The sequence below is a fragment of the Pseudomonas sp. B2021 genome (assembly GCF_018135665.1).
In the GTDB taxonomy this organism is placed as follows: domain Bacteria; phylum Pseudomonadota; class Gammaproteobacteria; order Pseudomonadales; family Pseudomonadaceae; genus Aquipseudomonas; species Aquipseudomonas lactis.
Window position 1 is genome coordinate 427,755 of sequence record NZ_SMOF01000001.1, and the last position, 27,000, is coordinate 454,754.

Annotated in this window: 23 protein-coding genes; 10 read left to right on the top strand and 13 right to left on the bottom strand. The window is 61.4% G+C overall.

All coding sequences use genetic code 11. The features are described 5' to 3' along the window. Positions 1-9: 9 nt before the first annotated feature. From E1K68_RS01930 to E1K68_RS01945, 4 genes are read left to right on the top strand one after another with little or no spacing between them, the layout of a single operon-like run. Positions 10-675: an amino acid ABC transporter permease gene (locus E1K68_RS01930; protein ID WP_003187615.1), complete on the top strand. Its 666-nt coding sequence runs from the start codon at positions 10-12 to the stop codon at positions 673-675. Beyond that, the gene (locus tag E1K68_RS01935) at positions 656-1,315 is read left to right on the top strand and encodes an amino acid ABC transporter permease (protein ID WP_003187616.1); all 660 of its coding nucleotides are present in this window, start codon (positions 656-658) and stop codon (positions 1,313-1,315) included. Before E1K68_RS01930 ends, E1K68_RS01935 begins: the two co-directional genes overlap by 20 nt. Next, the gene (locus E1K68_RS01940) at positions 1,312-2,088 is read left to right on the top strand and encodes an amino acid ABC transporter ATP-binding protein (protein WP_057709528.1); all 777 of its coding nucleotides are present in this window, start codon (positions 1,312-1,314) and stop codon (positions 2,086-2,088) included. Before E1K68_RS01935 ends, E1K68_RS01940 begins: the two co-directional genes overlap by 4 nt. Continuing rightward, on the top strand, positions 2,085-2,933 hold the full coding sequence (locus E1K68_RS01945) for a transporter substrate-binding domain-containing protein (protein ID WP_003187618.1): 849 nt from the start codon (positions 2,085-2,087) through the stop codon (positions 2,931-2,933). The genes E1K68_RS01940 and E1K68_RS01945 overlap by 4 nt, the downstream gene beginning before the upstream one ends. Positions 2,934-3,032: 99 nt before the next feature. On the opposite strand, the gene E1K68_RS01950 is transcribed toward E1K68_RS01945, so the two are convergent. Beyond that, entirely contained in the window at positions 3,033-4,196 is a 1,164-nt protein-coding gene (locus E1K68_RS01950) for an AAA family ATPase (RefSeq protein WP_212613719.1), read from the bottom strand. A gap of 121 nt (positions 4,197-4,317) precedes the next feature. Between E1K68_RS01950 and E1K68_RS01955 the strand changes: the two genes are divergently transcribed. The 5 genes from E1K68_RS01955 to E1K68_RS01975 all read left to right on the top strand — a co-directional run bounded on the left by E1K68_RS01955 (position 4,318) and on the right by E1K68_RS01975 (position 13,336). Further along, entirely contained in the window at positions 4,318-5,400 is a 1,083-nt protein-coding gene (locus tag E1K68_RS01955) for an efflux RND transporter periplasmic adaptor subunit (protein ID WP_003187621.1), read from the top strand. Beyond that, complete coding sequence (locus E1K68_RS01960; RefSeq protein WP_212613720.1) at positions 5,397-6,467, top strand: efflux RND transporter periplasmic adaptor subunit; 1,071 nt, start codon at positions 5,397-5,399, stop codon at positions 6,465-6,467. The genes E1K68_RS01955 and E1K68_RS01960 overlap by 4 nt, the downstream gene beginning before the upstream one ends. Beyond that, positions 6,464-9,511, top strand: coding sequence for an efflux RND transporter permease subunit (locus tag E1K68_RS01965; protein WP_003187624.1), 3,048 nt, complete (start codon positions 6,464-6,466; stop codon positions 9,509-9,511). Before E1K68_RS01960 ends, E1K68_RS01965 begins: the two co-directional genes overlap by 4 nt. Positions 9,512-9,766: 255 nt before the next feature. Beyond that, positions 9,767-11,980 carry a glycoside hydrolase gene (locus tag E1K68_RS01970; RefSeq protein ID WP_212613721.1) on the top strand — a complete coding sequence of 738 codons (2,214 nt, stop codon included), beginning with the start codon at positions 9,767-9,769 and terminating at the stop codon, positions 11,978-11,980. Positions 11,981-12,019: 39 nt separating this feature from the next. Next, entirely contained in the window at positions 12,020-13,336 is a 1,317-nt protein-coding gene (locus E1K68_RS01975) for an amidohydrolase family protein (RefSeq protein WP_003187627.1), read from the top strand. On the opposite strand, the gene E1K68_RS01980 is transcribed toward E1K68_RS01975, so the two are convergent. Next, positions 13,337-13,966: a class I SAM-dependent methyltransferase gene (locus tag E1K68_RS01980; RefSeq protein WP_003187629.1), complete on the bottom strand. Its 630-nt coding sequence runs from the start codon at positions 13,964-13,966 to the stop codon at positions 13,337-13,339. A gap of 176 nt (positions 13,967-14,142) precedes the next feature. On the opposite strand from E1K68_RS01980, the gene E1K68_RS01985 reads away from it, so the two are divergent. Next, on the top strand, positions 14,143-15,246 hold the full coding sequence (locus tag E1K68_RS01985) for a hypothetical protein (protein ID WP_003187631.1): 1,104 nt from the start codon (positions 14,143-14,145) through the stop codon (positions 15,244-15,246). Positions 15,247-15,552: 306 nt separating this feature from the next. Here E1K68_RS01985 and E1K68_RS01990 read toward each other — a convergent pair whose 3' ends face one another. From E1K68_RS01990 to tcyJ, 11 genes are all read right to left on the bottom strand, one after another. Then, the gene (locus E1K68_RS01990; protein WP_003187633.1) at positions 15,553-16,818 is read right to left on the bottom strand and encodes a hypothetical protein; all 1,266 of its coding nucleotides are present in this window, start codon (positions 16,816-16,818) and stop codon (positions 15,553-15,555) included. A gap of 91 nt (positions 16,819-16,909) precedes the next feature. Next, positions 16,910-17,554 (bottom strand): methionine ABC transporter permease, encoded by a 645-nt coding sequence (locus E1K68_RS01995; protein ID WP_003187635.1) that lies wholly within the window; start codon positions 17,552-17,554, stop codon positions 16,910-16,912. Further along, complete coding sequence (locus tag E1K68_RS02000; RefSeq protein ID WP_212613722.1) at positions 17,544-18,659, bottom strand: ATP-binding cassette domain-containing protein; 1,116 nt, start codon at positions 18,657-18,659, stop codon at positions 17,544-17,546. The genes E1K68_RS01995 and E1K68_RS02000 overlap by 11 nt, the downstream gene beginning before the upstream one ends. Then, positions 18,656-19,471, bottom strand: coding sequence for a MetQ/NlpA family ABC transporter substrate-binding protein (locus E1K68_RS02005; protein ID WP_212613723.1), 816 nt, complete (start codon positions 19,469-19,471; stop codon positions 18,656-18,658). The genes E1K68_RS02000 and E1K68_RS02005 overlap by 4 nt, the downstream gene beginning before the upstream one ends. Before the next feature lie 138 nt (positions 19,472-19,609). Beyond that, positions 19,610-20,968, bottom strand: a complete 1,359-nt coding sequence (locus E1K68_RS02010) for an LLM class flavin-dependent oxidoreductase (RefSeq protein WP_212613724.1) — start codon at positions 20,966-20,968, stop codon at positions 19,610-19,612. After that, positions 20,968-22,161 carry an SfnB family sulfur acquisition oxidoreductase gene (locus E1K68_RS02015; protein ID WP_212613725.1) on the bottom strand — a complete coding sequence of 398 codons (1,194 nt, stop codon included), beginning with the start codon at positions 22,159-22,161 and terminating at the stop codon, positions 20,968-20,970. Before E1K68_RS02015 ends, E1K68_RS02010 begins: the two co-directional genes overlap by 1 nt. A 40-nt stretch (positions 22,162-22,201) precedes the next feature. Continuing rightward, positions 22,202-23,443: an SfnB family sulfur acquisition oxidoreductase gene (locus E1K68_RS02020; protein ID WP_212613726.1), complete on the bottom strand. Its 1,242-nt coding sequence runs from the start codon at positions 23,441-23,443 to the stop codon at positions 22,202-22,204. A gap of 183 nt (positions 23,444-23,626) precedes the next feature. Then, complete coding sequence (locus E1K68_RS02025; RefSeq protein WP_034135361.1) at positions 23,627-24,418, bottom strand: hypothetical protein; 792 nt, start codon at positions 24,416-24,418, stop codon at positions 23,627-23,629. Positions 24,419-24,789: 371 nt separating this feature from the next. After that, positions 24,790-25,536 (bottom strand): L-cystine ABC transporter ATP-binding protein TcyN, encoded by a 747-nt coding sequence (gene tcyN / locus E1K68_RS02030; RefSeq protein WP_192002168.1) that lies wholly within the window; start codon positions 25,534-25,536, stop codon positions 24,790-24,792. 3 nt (positions 25,537-25,539) lie between these two features. Then, positions 25,540-26,205, bottom strand: coding sequence for a cystine ABC transporter permease (gene tcyL / locus E1K68_RS02035; protein ID WP_003187646.1), 666 nt, complete (start codon positions 26,203-26,205; stop codon positions 25,540-25,542). Further along, a complete protein-coding gene (gene tcyJ, locus E1K68_RS02040) occupies positions 26,205-26,999 on the bottom strand; it encodes a cystine ABC transporter substrate-binding protein (protein ID WP_014716462.1) in 795 nt (264 codons plus the stop codon). The genes tcyL and tcyJ overlap by 1 nt, the downstream gene beginning before the upstream one ends. Position 27,000 lies beyond the last annotated feature (1 nt).

Below are 27,000 nucleotides of genomic sequence, written 5' to 3' on the forward strand. Positions count from 1 at the left end.
GGACTGCACATGACCTTCGATTTCGCTTTTATCCTCAGCACCCTGCCGGCGTTTCTCAAGGCCGTGGGTGTGACGCTGCAAGTCGGCCTGATCGCCATTGCCACGTCCTTGCTGGTGGCGCTGATCAACGCTGCGCTGCTGGTGTTTCGCACGCCTTACCTGTCGCGCCTGGTGGCGTTGTATGTAGAGCTGGCGCGTAACACGCCGCTGTTGATCCAGCTGTTTTTCGTCTACTTCGCGCTGCCGGCCCTGGGTTTCAATATTTCCGGGTTCTGGGCGGCGATTATCACCATGACCTTTCTGGGCGGCGCCTACCTCACCGAAGTGCTGCGCGCCGGTGTGGAAGCGGTGCCGCTGGCGCAAATCGAGTCGGGCAAGTCCATTGGCCTGTCCGACTGGCAACTGCTGCGCCATGTGATTCTGCCCCAGGCCGGTATCCTCAGCCTGCCGGCGTTGTTCGCCAATTTCATTTTCCTGCTCAAGGAAACCACCGTGGTGTCCGCGGTGGCGGTGCCGGAGATTCTCTACACCACCAAGAGCTACATCGCCCTCTACTACAAGACCTACGAAATGCTCGCCGTACTGACGCTGATTTGCGTGCTGTTGTTCCTGCCGTTGTCGCTGTTGCTCAGCCGCCTGGAAAGGAGGCTCCAGCATGGCCAGTTCGGGTCTTGAGTTGCTCTGGGTGTCGTTGCCGCAACTGAGCAAGGGCGCTGCGCAAACCCTGTCGATTTCGTTTTTGAGCATCGCCTTCAGTACGGTGGGCGGCGTGCTCTACGGCGTGTTGCGCACCTTGAATAACAAGGCGATCAACGGCGTGCTGCGGGTCTACCTGGAACTGTTTCGCGCCATTCCGGTGCTGGTGTGGTTGTACCTGCTGTTTTTTGGCCTGCCGATCTTCTTCGGCCTGAGCATTCCGAGTTTCTGGTGCGCGGTGCTGGTGCTGTCGTTGTGGGGCGCCAGCGAGGTGGGCGAAGTGGTGCGTGGCGCGCTGCATTCGTTGCCCCGTGGCCAGCGCGAAGCGGGCCTGTCGATTGGCCTGTCCGGCCCACAGTTGTACGGCTATGTGCTGCTGCCCCAGGCCCTCAAGCGCATGACGCCGCCGACCATCAACGTGTACACGCGCATCATCAAGACCAGCTCCCTGGCGGTGCTGATTGGTGTGGTGGATGTGATCAAGGTCGGCCAGCAAATCATCGAGCGCACCTATGAGTCTGTATTGATCTACGGTGCGCTGTTCCTGTTTTTCTTCTTTATCTGCTACCCGTTGTCAGCCGCCTCCAAGGTGCTGGAACGGCGCTGGGCCCAAGCATGAGCGCATTGATCGAGTTCCAGGGTTTCAACAAATTCTTCGGCGAGACGCAGGTGCTCAAGGGCATCGACCTGAGCGTGCAAAGCGGCGAGGTGGTGGTGATCCTCGGCCCCAGCGGTTGTGGCAAAAGCACCTTGCTGCGTTGTTTGAACGGTTTGGAAGTGGCACACAGCGGCAGTCTGCGGTTTGCAGGCCTTGAGCTGTTGGATAAAACCACCGACTGGCGCCAGGTACGCCAGGACATCGGCATGGTGTTCCAGAGCTACCACCTGTTCCCGCACATGAGCGTGCTGGACAACATCCTGCTCGGCCCGCTGAAAGTGCAAAAGCGCGACCCCCGCGAGGCCCGTGAGCAGGCGCAAAAACTGCTGGAGCGCGTGGGCCTGGCCGACAAGCGCGATGCCTTCCCTCGCCAGCTTTCCGGCGGCCAGCAACAACGCATCGCTATCGTGCGCTCGTTGTGCATGAACCCCCAGGTCATGCTGTTTGACGAAGTCACCGCGGCCCTCGACCCGGAGATGGTCAAGGAGGTGCTGGAAGTGATCCAGGGCCTGGCCCGCGATGGCATGACCCTGCTGATCGTTACCCACGAAATGGCCTTCGCCCGCGCCGTCGCCGACCGCGTGGTGTTCATGGAGGCCGGTCGAATCCTCGAACACAACACCCCCGAGGCATTCTTTACGAACCCGCAGACCGCACGCGCGCAGCAGTTCCTGGAGAAGTTCTCCTTTGTTTCAACACTGCCCAAAAAGATCAAGGAACTGGAGCTGATATGAAAAAGTTACTGCTGCCACTGTTTGCCGTCGCCTTGCTGGCCGGCTGCGATAAAAAGGCCGAAGAGCCGGTAAAACCTGCGGCTGTGAGCTACATCGACAAAATCAAAGCGCGGGATAAGCTGATTGTCGGCGTGTTTACGGACAAGCCACCCTTCGGCTTTGTGGACGAAGCCGGTCGCTATGTCGGCTTCGATACCGACATCGGCCGGCAATTCGCCAAGGACCTGCTGGGCGACGAAAACAAAGTGGAATTTGTCGCCGTGGAACCGGCCAGCCGCATTCCCTTCCTGCAAAGCGACAAGGTCGACCTGATCCTCGCCAATATGACCGTGACGCCTGAACGCAAGGAAGCGGTGGACTTTACCAACCCCAATCTGAAAGTCGCGGTGCAGGCCCTGGTGCCGAATGACAGCGCCGTCAAAAGCCTGGATGACCTGGCAACCCGTACCACCATCGTCACCACCGGCACCACCGCCGATATCTGGCTGACCAAGAACCACCCGGACTGGAAGCTGCTCAAGTTCGAGAAGAACTCCGAGTCGCTGCAGGCGCTGTCGGCTGGCCGTGGTGATGCGTATGCGCAGGATAATCTGGTGTTGTTCAGCTGGGCCAAGCAGAACCCAGGCTACCGCGTGCTGGAAGAGAAGCTGGGTGATGAAGCGCCAATTGCCCCGGCGGTGAAGAAGGGCAATACCGAGCTGCGTGACTGGGTGAATGCCGAGCTGGCAAAGTTGGGCGAGGAGAAATTCCTACTCAAGCTCTATGACCAATATGTGCGTAAAGAGCTGAGCGATGACACCAAGCCTGAGAGTGTGATTGTGGAAGGCGGTAAGTGGCAGGGCTGAGATAGCTATCGCAGGCAAGCCAGCTCCCACCTTTGAATGTATTCACACATCAAAATGTGGGAGGGGGCTTGCCCCCGATGAGGCCGGTGCAGGCAACGCCTACTCCGGCCAGTGCCAGGCCGGCGCATCCAGCATCCCTTGCCCCGCGACCCGCGTTTCCCCCATCACCTTCTCCAACACAATCGAATTACATTCCTCATCCTGCTGCAACGCCGCAATCAACCGGCTGGCATGGCTCACCACCCACACCTGGCACTGTTTCGAGGCCTGGATAATCAAGCGCGCCAGTGCTGGCAACAAGTCCGGGTGCAGGCTGGTCTCCGGCTCGTTCAGCACCATCATGGTCGGTGGCCTTGGCGTCAGCAGCGCGGCGATCAGCAGCAGGTAGCGCAGGGTGCCGTCCGACAGCTCCGCCGCCGACAACGGGCGCAGTAAGCCTTCTTGATAGAACTCAATGGCAAAGCGTCCGCCCTGCAAGGGTTCGATATGCAACCGTGCGCCGGGGAAGGCATCACTGACCGCGTGCTGCAACGCCTCGACATCGCCCACTTCGCGAATCGTCTGTAACGCGGCCGCCAGATCCCGACCGTCGTGATGCAGCACCGGCGTGCGCGTGCCTAATTGCGGCTGGCGTACCGGCGCATCCACATCGCTGCGAAAGTGATCATAAAAACGCCAGCCACGGATGCTTTCGCGCAGCAGCAACACTTCCGGCGAACCGCGCAGGCTGCCGACCTGATCGAACAGGCTGTGATAGTTGGGCGTGTGCTGGGCCAGTACGTCCCAGGCGCGGCCATCACGGGCGCGTACCATCGGGCCCGAACGCTGCACCAACAGGCTGGCCGGGCGGTAGAGGGGGCCGGCCCAGATACATTCCTTTTTAATCTCCGGGTCCAGTTTGAACTCGCTGCCGGGAACCGGGATGGGCATGCCCAGGGAGATGGCGTAGCTGAAGTCCTCCCCGGCAAAGCCCAGGCGCAAGCGTTTGACATCTTGGGCGACCACGGCCTCCACCGGTACTTCGCCATTGCGCATGCGCCGGCTGATGTTTTCCGGCCCGGCCCAGAATGTGGAATCCAGCCCGCCTTCACGGGCCAGCGCATTGATCACCCCGCCCTGGGCGGTTTCGGCCAACAGGCGCAGGGCGCGATACAGGTTGGACTTGCCGCTGCCATTGGGCCCAGTCACCAGGTTCAGCCGGTCCAGGGGCACCACCAATTTGTTGATCGAGCGGTAATTGGCCACCGCGAGGGTTTTAAGCATGTGTATTTAGTCAGCGTGGGAACCATTGGAGTATGGGATCCTCCATGCAGATAAGGAACCCTGATCTAAGCTCACAGTCGCATACACACTTGAACGTCGGCATCACGCAAAAGGAGCCTGCATGGGCGGTCGCACCTCGACATTTATTTTCAGCCTTGGCCTCCTGGCGCTGCTCAGTGGCTGTGGCCAAGACAAGGCCGAGCCCAAGCAGCATTCACGGGTGTTCGTGCAAACGGTGCAGTCGGCGGATTTTGCCGCGGCGGTCACGTTGACCGGTGATATCCAGGCGCGGGTGCAAACCGATCTGTCCTTTCGCGTGGGAGGCAAGATCATCCAGCGCATGGTCGACGTGGGCGACCGAGTAACGGCCAGGCAAGTGCTGGCCAAGCTCGACCCCAAGGACCTGCAAACCAATGTCGATTCCGCCCAGGCTCAGGTTGTGGCTGAACAGGCGCGGGTCAAGCAGACCGCCGCCGCCTTCGTGCGCCAGGAAAAACTCTTGCCCAAAGGTTATACCAGCCGCAGCGAATACGACGCCGCCCAGGCCGCGCTGCGCAGCAGTCAAAGTGCCCTGGCCGCTGCCCAGGCGCAGTTGGCCAATGCCCGCGAACAATTGGGCTACACCGCGTTGATCGCCGATGCGCCGGGGATCATCACGGCGCGCCAGGCCGAAGTCGGCCAAGTGGTACAAGCCACCGTGCCGATCTTCAGCCTGGCCCGCGATGGCGAGCGTGACGCCGTGTTCAACGTGTATGAGTCCTTGCTGGTTGAGCCGCCGCCCGACGCGCCGATTACCGTCAGCCTGCTGGACAACCCGAGCATCAAGGCCGTGGGCAAAGTCCGCGAAGTCACGCCCGCCGTGGCCGCCAATACCGGCACCGTGCAAGTGAAGATCGCCCTGCAAAGCCTGCCTAAGGGCATGGAGCTGGGCTCGGTGGTCAGCGCCACCGCCAATGGCCCGGCCAAGGCGAGCATCGAGCTGCCCTGGTCGGCCCTGACCAAAGACCTCAACGAGCCAGCCGTATGGCTGGTGGACGGCGAGGGCAAGGCGCAGTTGCACAAGGTCACCGTGGCGCGCTACCTCACCGGCAAAGTGATCATCGGCGAGGGCCTCAACGGCGGTGAAAAAGTCGTGATAGCCGGTGGGCAATTGCTGCACCCCGGCATGGTCGTCGAGATCGCCCAACCCGGAGCGCAGCCATGAAGCAACTGACGCTCATTGTCGCCGTCAGCCTGTTGCTGGTGGCCTGCTCCAAGGAAGAGGCGCCGCCCGAACCCATACGGCCCGTGCTGTCCATGGAAGTGAAGGCTGAAGATCAGGAAAACCTCGGTCGTTTCGCCGGCACCATCCAGGCCCGCTATGAAAGCAACCTGGGTTTCCGCGTGCCTGGCCGCATCGCCCGTCGCGCCGTGGATGTCGGCGCCGAAGTGCAGAAAGGCGCCGTGCTCGCCGTGCTTGACCCCACCGACCAGCAGAACCAATTACGTGCCGCCCAGGGCGACCTGGCGCGGGTACAGGCGCAGTTCATCAACGCCCAGGCCAACGCTCGGCGGCAACAGGAACTGTTCAACCGTGGCGTCGGCGCACAGGCTCAATTGGATGTGGCCCAGACCGACCTGAAAACCACCCAGGCGACCCTCGACCAGGCCCGCGCCTCGGTCAATCAAGCCAAGGACCAGCTCAACTACGCCGAACTGCGCACCGACCACGCCGGCATCGTCACCGCCTGGAATGCCGAGGCCGGCCAGGTGGTCAGCGCCGGCCAGCAGGTGGTGACCCTGGCCCGTCCGGACATCAAGGAAGCCGTGATCGACTTGCCCGCCGGCCTGGCTGAACGTCTGCCTGCCGATGTGGTGTTCCTGGTCGCCGGGCAATTGGACCCCAGCGTGCACACCACCGCCGTGGTGCGTGAGATCGAGCCTCAGGCCCAAAGCGCCACGCGCACCCGTCGCGCACGCCTGAGCCTGGCCGAAACCCCGCCCGCGTTCCGCCTGGGCACGGCAATCAGCGTGACTTTGAGCACCGCCATCGCCCCGCGCATCGAACTGCCCCTGAGCGCCTTGCAGGAAGTCGACGGCAAGACCCGTATCTGGCTGCTCGATACCCAGAGCCAGACCGTACAACCCCGCGAGGTCACGGTCATCAGTCGTGATGCTCACAGCGCCTTGCTCAATGGCAGCGTCAAACCCGGCGAGCGCATTGTCACCGCCGGCGTGAACAGCCTGAAACCCGGGCAAAAAGTCAAAATCGACGAGGACAGCCCGCGATGAAAGGGAGCTTCAACTTATCCGACTGGGCCCTCAAGCATCAGTCCTTCGTCTGGTACCTGATGTTCGTCGCGCTGCTGATGGGCGTGTTCTCGTACATGAACCTGGGCCGTGAAGAAGACCCGTCGTTCACCATCAAGACCATGGTCATCCAGACCCGCTGGCCGGGCGCGACCCAGGAAGAAACCCTCAAGCAGGTCACCGACCGCATCGAGAAAAAACTCGAGGAACTCGACTCCCTCGACTACGTGAAAAGCTACACCCGGCCCGGCGAGTCCACGGTGTTCGTGTTCCTCAAGGACACCACCAGCGCCAAGGCCATTCCGGAAATCTGGTACCAGGTTCGCAAGAAGATCGATGACATTCGCGGCACCTTCCCCCAGGGCTTGCAGGGGCCGTCGTTCAACGATGAATTCGGTGACGTGTTCGGCTCGGTGTATGCCTTTACCGGCGATGGCCTGTCGATGCGCCAGTTGCGTGACTACGTGGAGCAGGTGCGCGCCGAAATCCGTTCGGTACCGGGGCTGGGCAAGGTCGAGATGATCGGCCAGCAAGACGAAGTGATTTACCTGAATTTCTCCACGCGCAAACTCGCGGCGCTGGGGATTGATCAGCGCCAGGTCGTGCAAAGCCTGCAATCGCAAAACGCCGTGACCCCGGCCGGGGTGATCGAGGCAGGGCCCGAACGCATCTCCGTGCGCACCTCCGGGCAGTTCGCCTCGGAGAAAGACCTGGCCAACGTCAACCTGCGCCTCAATGACCGTTTCTACCGGCTGGCGGATATTGCCGACATCAGCCGTGGTTATGTGGACCCGGCGCGGCCGATGTTCCGCTTCAACGGCAAACCGGCGATTGGCTTGGCCATCGCCATGCAGAAGGGCGGCAATATCCAGTCGTTCGGCAAGGCCCTGCACGGGCGCATGGACGAGCTGACCGCCGACCTGCCGGTGGGCGTCGGCGTGCACAAGGTGTCCGATCAGGCCGAAGTGGTGGAGGAGGCCGTCGGCGGCTTCACCAGCGCATTGTTCGAGGCGGTGATCATCGTGCTGGTGGTGAGCTTTATCAGCCTCGGCATGCGCGCCGGGTTGGTGGTGGCGTGCTCGATCCCGTTGGTGCTGGCGCTGGTATTTGTGTTCATGGAATACAGCGGCATCACCATGCAGCGTGTGTCGCTGGGCGCGTTGATCATCGCCCTCGGCCTGTTGGTGGATGACGCGATGATCACCGTGGAGATGATGATCACGCGCCTGGAAAAAGGCGAAACCAAGGAACAGGCGGCGACTTACGCCTATACCTCCACGGCGTTCCCGATGCTCACCGGCACCCTGGTGACCGTGGCCGGCTTCGTGCCGATTGGCCTCAACGCCAGTTCGGCGGGCGAGTACACCTTTACTCTATTCGCGGTGATTGCCGTGGCAATGCTGGTGTCGTGGGTGGTGGCGGTGCTGTTTGCGCCGGTGATCGGCGTGCATATCCTCAGCGCCAATGTGAAACCGCACAACGCCGAGCCAGGGCGCATTGGCCGGGCCTTCAATGGCGGCATGCTGTGGGCCATGCGCAACCGCTGGTGGGCGATTGGCATCACCGTGGCGCTGTTCGTGGCCTCGGTGTTTTCCATGCAGTTTGTGCAGAACCAATTCTTCCCGTCGTCGGACCGCCCGGAAATCCTCGTCGACCTGAACCTGCCGCAAAACGCCTCGATCAACGAGACGCGCAAGGCCGTCGACCGCCTCGAGGCGATCATCAAGGACGACCCGGACATCGCCCGTTGGAGCACCTACATCGGCCAGGGCGCGATTCGTTTCTACCTGCCGCTGGACCAGCAGCTGGAAAATCCCTACTACGCGCAACTGGTGATTGTGAGCAAGGGCCTGGAAGAGCGTGGCGCCCTGATCGCCCGCCTGCAACAGCGCCTGCGCGATGATTTTGTCGGTATCGGCAGCTACGTGCAGCCGCTGGAAATGGGCCCGCCGGTAGGGCGGCCGATCCAGTACCGTGTGTCTGGCAAAGACATCGACCAGGTGCGCAAGCACGCCATTGAACTGGCGACCTTGCTCGACCAGAACACCCATTTGGGCGAGATCATCTACGACTGGAACGAGCCGGGCAAAGTGCTGCGGGTGGACATCGCCCAAGACAAGGCGCGGCAATTGGGGCTGTCGTCGGAAGACGTGGCGCAGTTGATGAACAGCGTGGTCAGCGGCGCGGCGGTGACCCAGGTGCACGACGATATCTACCTGATCAACGTGGTCGGCCGCGCCGAAGATGCCGAGCGGGGCACCCCGGAGACCTTGCAGAACCTGCAGATCGTCACGCCCAACGGCACCTCGATTCCACTGCTGGCGTTCGCCACCGTGCGTTACGAGCTGGAGCAGCCGCTGGTGTGGCGCCGCGACCGCAAGCCGACCATCACCATCAAGGCCGCCGTGCGCGATGAAATGCAGCCGACCGACCTGGTCAAGCAGTTGGCGCCGACCATCGAGAAATTCAGCGAAGGCTTGCCGGTGGGCTACAAAGTCGCCACCGGCGGTACCGTGGAAGAAAGTGGCAAGGCTCAGGGGCCTATCGCCAAGGTGGTGCCGTTGATGCTGTTCCTGATGGCCACCTTCCTGATGATCCAGTTGCACAGCGTGCAGAAGATGTTCCTGGTGGCGAGTGTCGCGCCACTGGGGCTGATCGGCGTGGTACTGGCGTTGATCCCCACGGGCACGCCCATGGGCTTTGTGGCGATCCTGGGGATTCTGGCGCTGATCGGCATCATCATCCGCAACTCGGTGATTCTGGTCACTCAGATCCACGAATACGAAGAGGCCGGCTACACGCCGTGGGATGCGGTGGTGGAGGCGACCGAACACCGGCGTCGACCGATTCTGCTGACTGCTGCGGCGGCGAGCCTGGGCATGATCCCGATCGCACGGGAGGTGTTTTGGGGGCCGATGGCTTACGCGATGATTGGTGGGATCATCATTGCGACATTGCTCACGTTGCTGTTTCTGCCGGCGCTGTATGTGGCCTGGTACAAGATCCGCGAGCCGAAACAGGATTAACACTGAGAGAGGGGCTGCCAGTTAAGCGCAGCCCCCCTTCTGTAGGAGCGAGCTCGCTCGCGAAAAACGTCAACGATAACGCGTGCTTCCTGAGTAAACGCGGCGCCTGTGAGTTTTTCGCGAGCAAGCTCGCTCCTACAAAAAAGCCTTAACTGACTGAGGCTGTGTGAAGCTTCTGAAAAATCCCAACGTCGCCCTGGCTGACCATTGCATGTTGTACCCTCTGGTCCTTATTCCAAACCCAGGTCGATCCTCATGCAGTGCCTGCGTTTCACCTTGCTGCTCTGCGCGTTGCTCCTTGCGCCGCCCACCTTCGCCGCCACCGTACTGGAAAACGCTTTATGGCGTGTCGAGCTCGACCCCGCCACCCTGGCGCTGCGCGTGACACCTGCGGGCCAAGCCTCGGTGCAGGCCTCCAGCGGTGTGGCTGCGCATGCCGTCAGCCAATTGCGGATCACCCCTGACCAGGCCACTTGGCAATGGGACAACGGCGCCTATCGCCTGAGCGCCCGCCTGCAACAGCGCGACCTGGCCCTGACCATCAACGCCCGTGAGCCCGGTGAGCTGGCCCTGCTGCGCCAGCCCGCCGAGGCCATGGGACGAGGGTTGATCTGGCCCTTGGCCGAGGGGCATTACGTGCCTGCCGGCAATGCCATCTGGAACGCGTTTCTGCTGGAGCGGGGCGAGTTCAATACCACCCAGGACCTGAGCCTGCCGCTGTGGGGCGTGGATCACGCTGGCTTCACCTTGAACTGGCTATTGACCAACCCCTACAACAACCGCCTGCAATGGCAAGCCGACGGCAACGGCCTGGCCCTCTCAGCTTCCCACGAATTCACCCCGCTGGCGCCCGACGCGCCGATGACACTGCGCCTGTCCTTGGGCGATGCCGATCCGTTGGCTGGCGCCAAGCGCTACCGCCAGTGGCTGGTGGAGCAGGGCCGCTATGAACCGTTGGCGGACAAACTGCGGCAGACGCCTGAAGCCCAGAAGCTGCTGGGCGCAAGCCATGTGTACCTCTGGGACAACGGCCTGCTGGCTTTGGGTGATGTGCGTGATTGGCCGAAACTGATCAAACGGCTGCGCAGCCATGAACTCAAGACGCTGATGGACAAAGAGAGCGCACAGCTGCTGGCGCAGTCCACTCCCTTGAATCGCTATGAGCAAACCGTGCTGCTGCGCGGCCTCAACGCGGCGATCAACACCAAGGCCCGGCAGGCCTGGCAGGTGGAAGATCCCGACATGACCCGCCTTGCCGCTCGCTATGGTGAGCTGCGCAGTGAACTGGCCGTGGACTTTGCGGGGGCCTTGAGTGATAGCCCGCAAACTTGGGGCAGTAGCACCATTCAAGCCCTGCGCGACGCCGGGCTGCAGCGTCTGTTGCTGACCTTGGGCGAAGGTTGGGAGGGTGGCCTCTGGCATCCCGAAGCGATTCGCGCGGGGGTGGATGCCGGTTTTCTGATGGCGCCTTACGACTCCTATGAAACGGCCCTGTCCGCCACGGAAAACCCCGATTGGACCACCGCCCACCTGGGCGCCAAGGCCTATCGCGACTGCGCGATCGTGCTGAAAGACGGCAAGCTGAAAACCGGCTTCCAGAAGTCCGGCCACTACACCGACCCGCGTTGTGTACGGCCTTTGCTGGAGGCGCGGGTGAAAGCGGTACAAGCCAAAGCTGGTTTCAACGCCTGGTTTCTCGATGCCTACGCCACCAGCATGCTGTTCGACAGTTACCGCAGCGACGCCAGCATGACCCAGGCGCAAAACGCCGAAGGCAATATCGAAGCCTCCCGCTGGATAAACACCGTGCCCAAGCTGGTCACCGGCTCCGAAGACGGCAACGCCATCACCGCCCAGGGCATCCTGTTTGCCCACGGCATGCAGACCCCGGTGATCGGCTGGGGGGATCCTGAGATGACCAAGGACCAACAGTCGCCGTACTTCGTCGGCAACTGGTACCCCACGGAGCAACCGGCGGTGTTCTTCAAATCGGTGCCGTTGAAGGAGCCGTTTCGCACCGTGTATTTCGAGCCGACGATGCGCCTGCCGTTGTATCAGGCGGTGTTCCACGGCTCGGTGATCACCACCCATCATTGGCTGTTCGACAGCCTCAAGCTGAGCAATGTGCAGGTCGAGAACGAGTTGACCCAACTGCTCTATAACGTGCCGCCGCTGTATCACCTGAGCACAGCTACACTCAAACAGCGCTTGCCGGTGATACAACGCCAGGATGCCTTTTTCCGTGCGCTACACCAGCGTCTGGCTACTCAGGCGATGATCGATTTTCGCTGGTTGAGCGATGACCGGCAGGTGCAACAAACCACGTTTGCCGATGGTACTCGGCTGGTTGCCAACTTCTCTGGGCAAATCCGTGAGATCGCTGGGGCCACCCTTGATGAATACAGCATTACCGCGTTCGAGGCAGGCGACAACGTAATGCAGTATCGCGCCGGCAACCCTCTACATTGAGCGAGGGCACCCTTGCCGGTCAGGAAGGGAGTCATCCTCATGTATATCAAATCTGCGTTGTTGGCATTTTGCTTGCTGATTGTCATCGCGTGCCAGCACGAGTCTCCTCAGGCTGGCCCACGGCTTCTGATCGAGAACGCCTACATCTTTACCATGGAGCCGGACCAGCCCCGTCCGTTCATGGGCTACCTGCTGGTGGATCAGGCCGGCGCCATCAGCGGATTGGCCGCCGGCAAAGCGCCCCCCGGGTTAGTGGCGCAACGCCGTATTGATGCAAGGGGGCAATGGGTGATGCCGGGGTTTGTGTCGGCGCACAGCCACCTGTGGCAAAGCGGGTTCTACGGGATTGCCGCGAATGAAAACCTTGAAGGTTGGCTTGCCCGGCTTTACGGCGTTGAAGCGCCAAAGCTGGACGCCGCGCAGCTCTATCAACTGACCCGGCGCGGTGCGAGCCAGTCCCTGCGCAACGGTATTACCACGATGTTCAACTTTACCTATACCGGGGCGGACCGCAGCGGCGAAGTGGACCGCCAACAACTGCGCGGCGCGCTCGACGCGGGGGGGCGTGTGATACACGGGTTCAATGTACGCACCATCAGCGAAAGCTGGACTCCCGCCATGGCCCGTGAGCGTACTGCGGCATTCCTGATGTGGGCCGACGCGCAATCTGAATCAGGGCGTTATCTGGGCACGATGCTTGCCGGCGGCGCTGGGTTCGTCGACGCTGCGGTCGGGCAGGCCCAGGTTGAAGGCGACCTGATGCATGAGTTTTCTTTGGGCAACCAGCAGCACTATCTTGAGTCCGTAGCAGATTCCGCGGGGGAGCGCGCCCGTTATCCGGTACTTGAACAGGCGGGTATCATCGGGCCGCGCTTGATCTTTGGCCACTTCATTCACTCCACACCCGAGCTGACTGCTGCGGCGGCCAAGGCGGGTGTCGCCATGGTCTGGAATCCGATGTCTAACGGTCGCCTGGGGTCCGGGATGGCGGATGTGCTGGCTTATCGCGCCGCGGGCATGAAAGTGGGCATGGGCGTGGATGGCGAAGCCAGTGCCGACCGAGCGGATCCCTTCGAGAATATGCGCATGGGCTTGTATCAGGTGCGCGCCGTCCATCAACGGGCGGCCGCGATGCAAGCCTATGAAGTGATGCGCATGCACACGCTGGGCAGCGCCGAGGTGCTGGGGGTGGAGGACAAGCTGGGCAGTCTCAAGTTGGGTAAACGTGCTGACATGCTCCTGGTGGACCCAGGTAGCTTCACTCCCTGGCAGGAACCTTATGCCGCGCTGGTGTTTGCAGGTGGAGTGAAAGACATTCGTGAAGTCTTTGTGGATGGTCTCTCACTGGCTCGCTGATCAGGCAGGCTTGCGCCATACACTCGCCAACCAAGGCTGCTGCTCCCGCGGTAACCCGGCCGGCCGGTAGTAGTGCTCCAGCTCTTCAAACCCGGCCTCGGTCAGCAAGGCTCGCCACGCCTCCAGATCGTGATAAGACCCATACCGCGGCCCATTCCAGCCCTCTTGGTTCTCGCCCCGAGGGTTGGAGCTGAACAGCACGCCTCCAGGTTTCAACGCGCCATGCAGTTCTTTGAGCACGCGCGGCAGTTCCTGCTTGGGAATATGAAACAGCACCGCATTGGCAAACACCCCGTCAAAGCGCGCAGCGGGCAGGTCCAGCTTGAGAAAGTCCTGCTGCAGCACCTCACAGCCGCTGTCTTCGCGGGCCATCTGCGCAAAACGCTCGGAGCCATCCAGGCCCACGGCGATATGCCCCATGCGCGTAAACGTCTGCAAATCCCGCCCTGGCCCACAGCCGAAATCCAGCACGGTAAACGGCAGCGTGCCCTGGATATGCCGCAGCAGCGCGTCGATGTTCTGGCTCACATCGTGATCGCGGGTGCCTTCACGGAAGTCTTCGGCCACCTTGTTGTAATGGCCCAAGGTGGTGGCGGTGATCTGATTGAGGTCGTCGGGAGCAAGTTTCATGGCATGGCGCACGGCTGCGGCTGAAGTAACGGGACTATACCCTGGCCCACTCTTGAGTTGAAAACCGTGTATCCGCTGTAGGGCGCTTCATGGCGTTCGCAGTGTGCGCATCCGACAGACCGCCACGGGGAATTGTGGGTAAGATTCGGCCCTCATTTGCAGAGGGCTATACATCCATGGAAGAGGAAAAACGTTCACCCGTTGGCAACGACACCGCACCGAACAAGGTCGACCAATACGCCACGAGATTAAGCAATGGGCTGTTCTGGCTCAATGAGCGTGCCTGGCCGCTGACGGTGGGGATTCTCTCGGTGGCAGGCCTGTACCTGTACCAGTACATCCAGATGGAAAAGGTGCCGCTGAGTATCTTGTCGGCGTCGGCGTTCACCGCATTGCCAGCGATGTTCGCCATGTTGGTATTTGTGATCGGCATGATGGGCGCATCGATCCTGGTGCCCACGTTCATCTTGTTCACGCGCCTGAACGGCACAGGTGTGCGTCTGAGTGATCAACTCAATCTCAGCCCGCAGTCGCCGCAAGAGACGGCCCAGCACAGGAGGTTACTGGGACATTGGGGGGCCAGCCTGTTGGTGATGTTTGTGTTCTGGATGTCCGCCGTATACCTGTCCGTGAACGCCGAAAGTGGGCTTTTGCTGACGCTCGGTTGGATCGTGGCGATCATGGCGGCGGTAGTGGCCTATGTCGGCATCATCATTCGTGCCCGGCCCGCCCATGTTGCCCTGCGTGAGTTGTCCGGCGAGTTCTGGCTGGCCAGTGCTGGCGCCGGGGCCATTCAAATGGTGGTCATTCTGATGGTGACGGTGCCGGTCTCCCGCGCCTTCAGCGAGTACTCCGACAGCGCCGTGTTCTTTGCGCCGTTCATGGCCGCCGAAATGGCCGTGCTATTTCTGATCCAGGGGAGCGCCGCCTGCCTGGTGGTGCGCATGCGCGTTCAGAAAAACCCGGTGGCGTTCGCCTCGTTGGTGGCCTTTGCGCTCATCGTTTTACTCGGGCTGATCCCGGCGAGTGGGGCCAAGTTGGGCGGCCTGCCGCTGCAAGGCTCCGCCTCGGGAGGGCGGGTTTGTACGTTGATGACCTGGGCGGCAGACGCCAAGGTTCTCGGCGCGCTGGTCGACGCCGACAACCCCAAGCGCAGCGTAAAACTGCGGGTAATGGCCGACTCGGATGGCAGCTACATCGTGCGGCCCTGGCAGGCCAAGGAAAAAACCATCACCTTCGTGCCCCGCGCCAGCGTTGCCCAACTGGATGAGTGCCCGTGAGCTAGCGGGTTTCCAGGCGGGCGGAGCCCACTGCTCTCACTTCCTGCATCGAACGGTTATCGGTTCGAGAGCTGATCCAAGAAAAACCGTTTTCCGCGGCTCGGACAGTGATTGCGAAGTTCTGTGGCACAACGAATGTCGGTGCAGAAGAAATGGGAGTGGCTGCTGCATTTTCGTTTACGGTAGCGAACAGCACGAGGACGGCCGACACGAAGCCGCTGGAAGTCATGAGGTTTGGCATGTGCTGAATCTCCTAGGTCGAATGTGTCGAGTATTAAATGGTGTTTGAGCTCGTAAGCATCCCTTTCAGTAAAGTTTTACCGCCACAGCTTGAACGTCCTGCTCGCTATCAACGTTCTGACCAGCGGCATAATTCCCGCTTTGGGAAACGGCCTTGAGCGCACTGTTTCGGCCACCGTCAATTGCTTCAAGGCAGCTGTATTTGGCAGGAATTTCACCGGAAGCAGGATGCCAGATACATCCGACTGTGTACTGAGCATCATTAGTCCTGTTCAGAGCCACCGTGTTGTTGTCAGCAATGCTGAATGCCTGGGTCCATGTGTTCGGTGGAGGCTCAATCAGCTGGATACCAAATATTCCGGCAGGAGGAATCCACGTGAAATAGCTGGTCCTGCCGTCGTTATCCTTGCGCTCTACCAGGGCAATTCCGTTGTTATTGATTGCGCGTCCATAGTTCATGGTTCCGATTGCCAGATTCAGAGTCAGCGGAGCCGACGTGGGTGTATTCCAGGCTGCTGTTCGGGCCGGGTTGGCATTGGTGTTGGGATACTCGCAAAAGCCTATGGATTGTAGGGCGTTATTGAGGCCAGTGACCACGCAATGGTTGGCCCCGGTAGCGAGGGGCAAGGGTGTCACGGTATAACCGGTGGCATTCGCTTGAGCTAACTTGGGAACGGTAGTGCCGTTGCTGCCCGGGCAGTTCAGGGCAATCCCCGGATAGTTGCTCGTAAGCGTGTTGTTTATGTCCTGAGGAGTGCATGCGTCGTTGTACCCTGCCAACCCGAGTAGCGACGAAAAAACGCGCATAGGCGTGCCAGTTCCGGCAAGCCACACAACTGTGGAGTACTCTTTGCCGTCGCTGCTGATGCTTGATCCGAGCATATCGCCGCGCTGGTTGAACGCGTTGACGGTGGTCCGTACATCTGCAGCACGCAGTAGTGTGCCAGGAAGCGGAGCGAGCGCTGTAGGAGTGCTTGTCGGGGTAGTCACGTTCCAGATCACGGCGGTATCGACATTGTTAGCGTTCTTGCAGATGCCAGCAATCCAGCCACCGTTGGAGACAGCACTTGCGTAGCAGGGCTGAGTTTCCACCAGTGGTTTCAGTGCTAGCTGTGCGTTCGGTGTGTTCAGGTTTACCACCCAAGGCGCATTGTTAGCGCTGGAATCGGGCGGCGAGCAGTTGCCGACAGCAATAGCGTTGTCGTTGATGCTGGTGGTTTCGCACTGCCCAGCCATAGGCCCCAATTTGACGTAGTGGGCAGCATTGGCTGTCAATGCAAGTACACTCGCCAACAGGCTGCCCGCGATTTTCATTAGGTGTGTTTTGATCATCAGTCCGTCCTTGGGGAAACATTCACGGTCTGATTAGATATACAAAGAACATGGCCAACAACTGTCATAGTTGACAGGTATGAACGCGCACTCAGCGCTTGTTCAATACCCGCGCCAATCGGTCCCCGCTCAGTTGGATCACCGCCACCAGCACCACCAGCAGCACAATCACCGTGAGCATGATCTGCGTATCGAAGCGCTGGTAGCCGTAGCGGTAGGCAATATCGCCCAGGCCACCGGCACCGATCGCCCCGGCCATGGCCGATGAGTTGATCATGGTCACCAGGGTGATGGTGAAGCCGCCGACGATGCCGGGCAGCGCCTCTGGCAACAGCACATGCCAGATGATGTGCCAGCGGCGGCAACCCATGGCCTGAGCGGCTTCGATCAGGCCATGGTCGACCTCGCGCAGGCTCACTTCAGCAATGCGTGCAAAGAACGGTGTGGCGGCGATGGTCAGCGGTACCACTGCCGCCCAGACGCCATAGGTGGTGCCGACGATCAGGCGCGTGAACGGGATGAGCGCCACCATCAGGATCAGGAACGGTATGGAGCGGAACAGATTCACGAACGCTCCCAGCACGCGGTTAAGGGCCGGTGCCTGGTAGATGCCGCCCTTGTCACTGGTGACTAGGAACACTGCCAGCGGGATGCCCACCAGCAGCGCGATCAGCGACGACACCCCCACCATCAACAAGGTGTCGATGGCGCCCTGCACTAAACGATCAAACCACATAGCCCAGCACCTCCACCTGTTGTGCCCAATTGGCCGCACGTTTGCGCAGCTCTTCGCCGTTGTGCGGCGATGCATTCACTGCCAGCAGCAGTTGCCCCAAGGCATGCCCCTGGATGCGTTCCACGCCCCCATGCAGTAAACGCACGCGGCCGCCGAGGGCACTGAACAGCGCCGCGAGGTCTGGCTCCAGGGTATCGCTGCCGGTGAACTGCAAGCGCAGCACCAGCGCGGCGTCGGCCGAGGCGGGCGAGGGTTGCAGGCGGCGTTGCAACTCTGGCGGCAAACCGTGTTGCAGTGGTGCGAGCAGGGTCTTGCTGATCTCATGTTGCGGATCACCAAACACCTGCCATACCGGCCCTTGCTCGACGATACGCCCGTGCTCCAGCACCACCACGCGGTCGCAGATGTCGCGGATCACCGCCATCTCATGGGTGATCAGCACGATGGTCAGGCCCAGGCGCTGGTTGATCTCGCGCAGCAGGCCGAGGATCGACTGGGTGGTCTCCGGGTCGAGGGCCGAAGTGGCTTCGTCGCACAGCAGAATCTCGGGGTCGTGCACCAGCGCGCGGGCGATGCCGACGCGTTGTTGCTGCCCGCCGGACAGCTGCGCCGGGTACGCCTTGTGTTTGTCTTGCAGGCCTACCAGTTCCAGCAGTTCATGCACCTTTCGCGCGCGTTGTGCCTGGGACACACCGGCGACCTTGAGCGGCAACTCGACGTTCTGCCACACGGTCTTGGCCGACATCAGGTTGAAGTGCTGGAAGATCATGCCGATGCGTCGGCGCAGCGCCACCAGGTGGTCTTCATCGAAGCCGCCGATGTCTACCTGGTCGATCAGCACCCGTCCGCTGCTGGGTTGTTCCAGACGGTTGATGGTGCGGATCAGCGACGACTTGCCGGCGCCGCTGCGGCCGATGATGCCGAACACTTCGCCACGCTGGATCGCCAGGTCAATGCCTTGCAGCGCATGCACCGTGCCGTCATAGGTTTTGCCCAGGTTGATGAACCGCACATGGGCGCGGTTCAAGTCCGGGTGCAGTTCAGTCTGTTCGGCGTGGCTGGGCGCGTGCTCCAGGTCACGCAAGCGGGCGTTGGCGGCACTCATGGTTTAGCTTCCCAGCCGACCTGGTAGAGCTTGCCCAGGGACTTGTCCAGGGCAGCGCGCACTACAGGCGAGTGCTGGTAGATATCGACGAACTTGATCACCCGTGGGTCGGTTTTGCTTTTGGGCTGGATGACGAACTGAATCACGTATTCCGGGTGGTCGAGGCCGTCGAACAACAGCGCCGACTCGGCATCGAAGGTCTTGGACAGGCGGATATACGCCGGGTAGCCCTGCACCAGATCGGCGTCGTCATAGGCGCGCACCAGTTGCACGGCTTCCACTTGCAGGATCTTGATGTTTTTCGGGTTGGCGACGATGTCTTCCTCGGTGGCCTTGTAGCCCACACCCGGCTTGAGGGTGATCAGCCCGGCCTTGGCCAGCAGTTGCAGGCCGCGACCGCTGTTGATCGGGTCGTTGGCAATCGCCACGCTGGCGCCTGCGGGCAGCTCGTTGAAGCTCTTGTACTTTTTCGAGTACAGCCCGACGTTGTTGATGATCCCTGGCGCGTACGGCACCAGGTCAAACCCGGCGGCGGCCTTGGCGTTTTCCAGGAAGGGAATGTGCTGAAAGTAGTTCACGTCAATATCGCCGGCGGCGAGGCTGACGTTGGGCGCGATCCAGTCGGTGAACTCCACCAGCTCGACCTTCAGGCCCTGCTTGCCGGCCTCTTCTACGGCGGCTTCCAGCGGTATGGCGAAGGCGGCGGTGGTGCCGACTTTCAGCGGGGCATCGGCGGCGAATACCGCCGAGCTGAATAAGCCGAAGGCCAGGGCCAGTGCTTTGACTGGGTGGTTTAAGAATGTCTTTTTCATAGTGGTTTTCCAGTCATAAGGTCTTAGATAGCGAGATCGTTCCCACGCTCCGCGTGGTAATGCAGCCAGGGACGCTCCGCGTCCCCAAAGCGAACGCAGAGCGTCCAAGAGGCATTCCCACGCGGAGCGTGGGAACGATCAAACAACGTGGCGGTAGGTAGAGCCGGTGTGTTGTTTGGGTAAGCGGGCCGTGTCGTGGAAGACTTTTTCCCGCAGCGTTCCCGGCGCATATTCGGTCTTGTACGAGCCCCGTCGTTGTAACTCCGGTATCACCAGCTCAATGAAATCCACATAGCTCTCCGGCGTCACAATGCGCGTCAGGTTGAAACCATCCAGCCCGGTTTCGCTGATCCAGGATTCCAGCTCATCGGCCACCTGTTCAGGCGAGCCCACCAAGGTGATATAGCGCCCGCCCAAGGCGTGCTGTTCAAGCAATTTGCGCCGGGTCCAGTCGTTGTTCTGCAGGTTCTGGGTGGCCGACTGGATCGCGTTGCTTTTGACGTACTGAATCGGTTCGTCCAACGCGTACTGGGCAAAATCGATCCCGGTCGAGGCCGAGAAGTGCGCCACGCCGGCTTCCGCGCTGGCGTAGCTCAGGTACTCGGCGTGCTTGGTCCACGCCAGCTCTTCGGTGGCGCCCACGATCACGTTGAGGCCCATGAACACCTTGATGTCATCCGGGTTGCGCCCAGCCTCCACCGCGCTGGCGCGCACCTTGTCCACCTGGCGCTTGGTCGCGGGTTTGTTCTGCCCGCTGATAAACACGCACTCGGCATGTTGCCCTGCGAACAGCAAGCCGCGCTCGGAACTGCCGGCCTGGAACAGCACCGGCGTGCGCTGCGGCGATGGCTCGCACAGGTGATAACCCTCCACCTGATAGAACTCGCCGTGGTGCGCAACCTTGTGCACCTTGCCCGGTTGCGCATACACCCGCGCCTGGCGATCGTTGCGCACCGCGTCGTCTTCCCAGCTGCCTTCCCAGAGCTTGTACAGCACTTGCAGGTATTCATCGGCCTGGTCGTAGCGCCGGTCATGCTCGACCTGTTCGGTGAGGCCCATGGCCTTGGCGGCGCTGTCGAGGTAGCCGGTGACAATGTTCCAACCCACCCGGCCGCGGCTCAGATGATCCAGCGTCGACATGCGCCGGGCGAACAGGTACGGCGGCTCGTAGGTGAGGTTGGCGGTAAGGCCGAAGCCAAGGTGCTGGGTGACGGCGGCCATGGCCGACACCAGCAGCAGCGGGTCGTTGACCGGTAGCTGGATCGACTCCTTGAGGGGCACGTCAATGGAGTCCTGATAGACGTCATACACGCCGACGATATCAGCGATGAACAAACCGTCGAACAACCCGCGCTCCAGGATCTTCGCCAGTTCAGTCCAGTATTCGAGGGTCTTGTACTCGGTCGAGTTGTCTCGTGGATGAGCCCACAAACCGTGATTGATGTGCCCGATGCAGTTCATGTTGAAAGCATTGAGCAGGATCTTTTTTTTGCTCATCAGATGGTCCCCCGCAGCGGCGGGTTTTCATCGTTGAGGTAGTAGTTGCCGACCGCATGGTATTTCCAGCGCACCGGGTCGTGCAGGGTGTGCACCCGGGCGTTGCGCCAGTGGCGGTCCAGGCCATGCTCGGCCAGGGTCGCCTGGCTGCCGGCCAGTTCGAACAAGGTGCTGCCGGCTGCCAGGGAAATCTCTGTGCTCAGGGCGCGCACTTCGGCGACGGCGATGGAGGCTGCGGCGACGGTCTGGGTATTGCTGTCGGCCTGGGCGCGATTAAGGAATTCACCTGCGCGCTCCAGCAAGGCTTCGGCGGCGTGCAGGCGGCTGCTCAGGTGGCCGAAGCTCTTGAGTGTCAGCGGGTCTTCGGTGGCTTTGTCGTTGCCGGCGTCGATCCACGGGCGGGTCTTGGTGCGCACAAAATGCAAGGCGTCCTCAAAGGCTGCGCGGGCGATGCCGGTGTCGATGGCTGCGTGGAGAATCTGCGCCAGCGGGCCGACGGTGGTCGGGCGTTCGAACGCGCTCTGGAACGGCACCACGTCTTGCGCCGCGACCCACACGTTGTCGAACACCACCGAACCGCTGCCGGTGGTGCGCTGGCCGAAGCCGCTCCAGTCGTCGATCACCGTCAGGCCCGCGCTGTCACGCGGCACGAAGGCCAGTTGCTGCACGCCGTTTGCATCCACCACCGAGGTGGGGATGCGCTGGGCATAGATCGCCCCGGTGGCGTAGAACTTGCGCCCGCTGATGCGAAAACCATCGCCGTCGCGGGTGAGGCTGGTGATGCGGTCATGGGCGGTCTTGGTGCCCAGTTCCGCCAAGGCGTTGCCAAAGCGTTGGCCGGCCAATACCTCGGCGTACAGGCGTTGCTGCTGTTCGGAGCTGCCGTTCACGCGCAGTACTTCGAGGGCATAGAAATGGTTTTGCGGAATCTGGCCCAACGAGCCGTCGGCCTGGGCGATCAGTGCGATGACCTTGGCCAGGGTGACGTTGGACACTCCCGCGCCGCCGTAGGCCTTGGGCACGCTGATGCCCCACAGGCCAGAGCGGGAAAACACGTCCAGTTCGGGCAATGGCAGGCGGCGTTCGCGGTCGCGTTGGGCGCTGTCACGGCGCAAGTCTTCAGCAAGGTCGCTGGCGACAATAAGCGCTTGTTCGTCGCTGGTGATGACCGCGACGGGGTGAGAAAGGGTCATGAGTTTCTCCAGAAGCTCGTGGAAAAAGTGTTCTGGTTGGTTAAATCCAGGAATGACGAGCCGGCAAGGTGCCGTTGAGTCGATAGGCGCCGATGGCGTGGTACTTCCAGCGCACCGGGTCGTGCAGGGTGTGCACCCGGGCGTTGCGCCAGTGACGGTCAAGGTTGAATTCGGCCAGGGTGGCGCGGCTGCCGGCCAGTTCGAAGAGCTTCTCGGTGACTTGTAACGCCACTTCGGTGGTCAGCACCTTGGCCTCGGCCACGGCAATCGAGGCGTGGGCGGCGGATTGCGCGGTGATCGGCGCGGCGCTGACCTGGTCCAGCACCTGGCCTGCCTTGCGCAGCAGGGCTTCGGCGGCGTGCAGTTCGATCTTCAGCTTGCCGATATCGGCGATCACATACAGGTCGTCGCTGGCTCGCTCGACCTTGGCGTCGATCCACGGGCGCGAACGCTCACGTACGAAGGCGATGGCATCGTCGAGGGCGCCCCGGGCGATGCCGGCGTCTATGGCGGCCTGGATCAGTTGCGACACGGCCCCCTGGATATTCGGGCTTTCGCCCAGGCGCCAGTTGTCGATGACCAGTTCCGTGTCCACTGCCACGCGGTCAAGCAAGACGGTGCCGCTGGCGGTAGTGCGTTGGCCAAAGCCGGACCAATCATCAACGATGCGCAGCCCTTCGCTGCCGCGACGTACAAAGGCCATGACCTGCTTGCCGTCATCGTTCAGGGCCTTGATTGCCACCCAGTGAGCGAACAGCGCGCCTGTGGAGTAGAACTTCTGGCCGCTGAGCACGTAACCGTCGCCTTCGGCCGTGAGGCGCGCCTTGAGCTCAAGGGTATTTTTGGTGCCGCGTTCCGGTCCGCCGTTGCCGATGCGCCAGCCGTCGAGCACGCTCTGGAACAGCTGCTTTTTCTGACGCTCGGTGGCGGTGCCCTGCAATACGTGCAAGATGCCGAAATGGTTCTGCGGGATCTGCCCGAGTGCCGGGTCGGCCGCGCTGATGATCGCGAAGACTTCGGCCAGGGTCACAAACGACACCTGGGGGCCGCCGTATTCACGGGGAATGGAAATACTGCCCAAGCCGCTGCGGGTGAATTGTTCGAGCTGCGCCCAGGGCAGTTTGCGTTGCTGGTCGCGCTGGGCGGCCTGCGCACGCGCAGCCTGGGCCAGCTCGTGGGCGGCGCTCAGCGCCTGGGCGTCGTTGCGCAGCACCGTGGCGGGCAACAGCAGGGGGGCTACGTCCAGATCACTCTGGGGGGATGTTAGAGCCAAGTTAGACATCAGCGCCGCTCCTTGGCTGCACGCAATGCCCTGGCGTTGTGCACCGGGGTAATTCTGACCATACCGACCTCGCATTCAATGAAATAAACAGAAAAATCAGGAATGTCCGGTGGTCCGGTGCATATACCCTAAGCGTGTTAATTATTTAAATAAACTAACTTTTAGGAATATGCATAGAAGGGCTCACCCCGGTTCACAGGGTGAGCCGAAGCGACGCGGTTGATAGCCCGGGGCGGGCGAGGCTGGGCAGGGAGTAGGTGTGCAGGCGGCGATGCGCAGCGTACGGGCGGGCGCCCAGCGGGAGTTGTTACCCACGCGGTCGAGAATGCAGTAGGTGACCTCCAATCGGCAGTCGTCGCCGGCTTCGACAATGATGTGGGGCGGCACCCACACCTGCACCGCCAGGCCGACGCCCTGGGCCTGTATGCGGGGCAGGTCCAGGCGTACATCGCCCCAGCGCAAGGTGATGGCATCGCCCGTGCTCATGTTCAGGTAAGGCTCGATGGTCAGCGGAATGCCGCGCCTTACCTGGCTGCTGTTGACGCCATGGCGGCGGATCGTCTCGGGCAGGTTCACGGGCGCCAGGTTCTGGTTTTCATCGCTGCCCTCCGGGTTCAGGCGCGGCGAAGGCTGACCGCCGGGGTAGCTGGTCTTGACCCGCACCAGGGTCACCGCCGAGCGCATCGGGCCATGGCCGATCTGCAAGACCTGATAATGGACGCGTGCCGGGCCATCCTGCACAAAGCTCTGCGGTACGCACAGGTGGGTATAGGTGCCGATCTTGCAAGCCGTCACCTTACGCGAGGCAGCAAAGCAGTTGTTCCAGAACAGTTCAATCAGGTCACCTTCTTCCATGCTCGGATAGGGCGAGATATCGACCTGCAAATGGGCGGACGCCAGGGCGCTGATGCCGTTTCCAATAGCCTGGGGCAGCCTTGGGGCACGGAGCGTGGCCGGGGTTTGAGTGTGTGTCATAAGTAATCTCCTTGATGCAGCCAGCAGCAATCGTTCCGAAGCCTCGACGCACAGGCGCAAGGGGGTTCGAAAGGCACGATTCAGTCAGTAGCCGGGATGGGATCCAATCCTCAAGGCGCTAGATAAGAGGGTTGGCCAGGGAGCGTCAATGGAGGCAAAGGGCTTAACGGCGGGTTTGGAGAAATTCAGAAGGGTCTGACGGGGCGGGGGATTTTAAGGCGCTTACGACGGGGGCTTTTACGCGCTCAACCTGCAACCCCTTGTAGGAGCGAGCTTGCTCGCGAAGAACGTCCAGGCAACTCGGTCAATCTGATTCACCGCGTTATCGTTAACGTTCTTCGCGAGCAAGCTCGCTCCTACATTGGGAGGTGTCAGTGGGCGAGGAATTTGCTCAGGAATTGCTTGGTACGTTCTTCCCTGGGGTTGGCAAACAGCGCCTTGGCTTCGCCCTGTTCGACGATCACGCCCTTGTCGAAAAAGATCACCCGGTTGGCTACATCACGGGCAAAGCTCATCTCGTGGGTGACGATAACCATGGTGCGGTTTTCTTCGGCGAGGCTGCGAATGGTCGCCAATACTTCGCCCACCAGTTCCGGGTCGAGAGCCGAGGTGGGTTCGTCGAACAGGATCACCTCCGGCTCCATGGCCAATGCGCGGGCAATCGCCACACGCTGTTGCTGGCCGCCGGACAGCCGCCTCGGGTAAGACGCTTCCTTGCCCGCCAGGCCGACCCTGGCCAACAGCGTGCGCCCCAGTTCGGCCGCCGCTTCCCGTGGCATCTTCTTGACCACGATGGGGCCTTCGATGACGTTTTCCAGCGCGGTACGGTGGGGGAACAGATTGAAGTTCTGGAACACGAAGCCCACATGCTGACGCAGACGCCGCACCAGGCCCTGTTGCTGGTTGAGCGGCCTGCTGCTGTCGATCTCGATGTCACCCACCTTGATACGGCCGCTGGTGGGCTCTTCGAGGAAGTTCAGGCAGCGCAGGAAGGTGGTCTTGCCCGAACCGCTGGGGCCGATGATGGCGACCACTTCGCCTTCCTTGACCTCAAGGTCGATGCCGTTGAGCACCACCTGACCATTGAATTGTTTGGTCAGTTTTTCAACCACGATCATGCTTCAAGACTCCAGGTCATGCCGGTTGACCCGGTCTTCCAGACGATTTTGCAGATGCGCCAGGATGCTCGCCAGGATCCAGTAGATCAGGGCCGCGGACAGATACATGGTGAAGATTTCGAAGGTACGTGCCGACACCAGTTGGGCCTGGCGGAACAGCTCGGGCACCTGGATGGTGGCGGCCAGCGCCGTGTCCTTGACCAGCGAAATAAAGCTGTTGCCCAAAGGTGGCAACGCCGTGCGCATCGCCTGGGGCAGGATGGCCCGGCGCAACGTTTGCGCTCGGGTCATACCGATACTGGCAGCGGCTTCCCACTGGCCACGCTCGATGGAGGCGATGGCGGCCCGCAGGATTTCACAGGCATAGGCGGCCATGTTCAGCGAAAAGCCGATCATGGCGGCCGGGATCGGGTCCAGCTCGATGCCCACTTGCGGCAAGCCGTAGTAGATCAGGAACAGCTGCACCAGCAACGGCGTGCCGCGAAAGAACGACACGTAGACCCGGGCCGTCCAGCTCAAGAGCTTGAAGCGCGACAGGCGCATCAAGGCCAGGCCGAAGCCCAGCAGCAGGCCGAAAAACATCCCGCCCAGACTGAGGATTACCGTGTAATACGCGCCCTTGAGCAGAAAGGGCGCGGAGTCCAGCGCGAGTTGGAAACCTGCTTCCATTATTGCGTGACGTCAGCGTTGAAGTACTTCTCGGACAGCGTCTTCAAGGTGCCGTCGGCGCGCAGTTTGTCCAGAGCCTTGTTCACCGCGTCGAGCAATTCAGGCTCGCCTTTGCGCAGGGCGATACCGGATTCCTGACGGGAGAAGGCGTCGCCGGCAGCGGCGGTGTCGGGGGCTTTCTTGGCGTATTCCAGGGCGGCCAGGCGGTCGATCAGGATGGCGTCGATGCGGCCGATACGCAGGTCTTGGAACTTGGTCGGGTCGTCGTTGTAGGTCTTGATAATAGCTTTAGGCTGGTTGTCCTTGAGCCATTGTTCGTAGTTGGTGCCCAGGCCCACACCGACTTTCTTGCCGGCCAGGTCGTCGGCTTTCTTGATCGAGTCGACGTTCTTTTTCAGCACCAGCGCCTGGATGCCGGACACGGTGTAAGGCTTGGAGAAATCGTATTTTTTCTTGCGCTCTTCGGAGATGGTTACCTGGTTGACCACAGCGTCCAGGCGCTTGGATTCCAGCGCGGCGAGGATGCCGTCCCATGGCGTGGCTTGCAGCTTGACCTTCACGCCCAGCTCCTTGGCCAGCGCCTCGGACAGTTCCACTTCAAAACCGCTGAGCTTGCCGCTTTCATCGACGAAGCTGAACGGAGGGTAGGTGCCTTCCAGGCCGATCTTGATCTCGCCGGCCTTCTTGATAGTGTTCAACTGCTCGCCGGCAACCGCCTGGCCCAGCCAGCCAGCGCCAAGCGCCAGGCCCAAAGTGCCAACCAACAGCGTGCGACGAAATGCAGAAATAGTCATG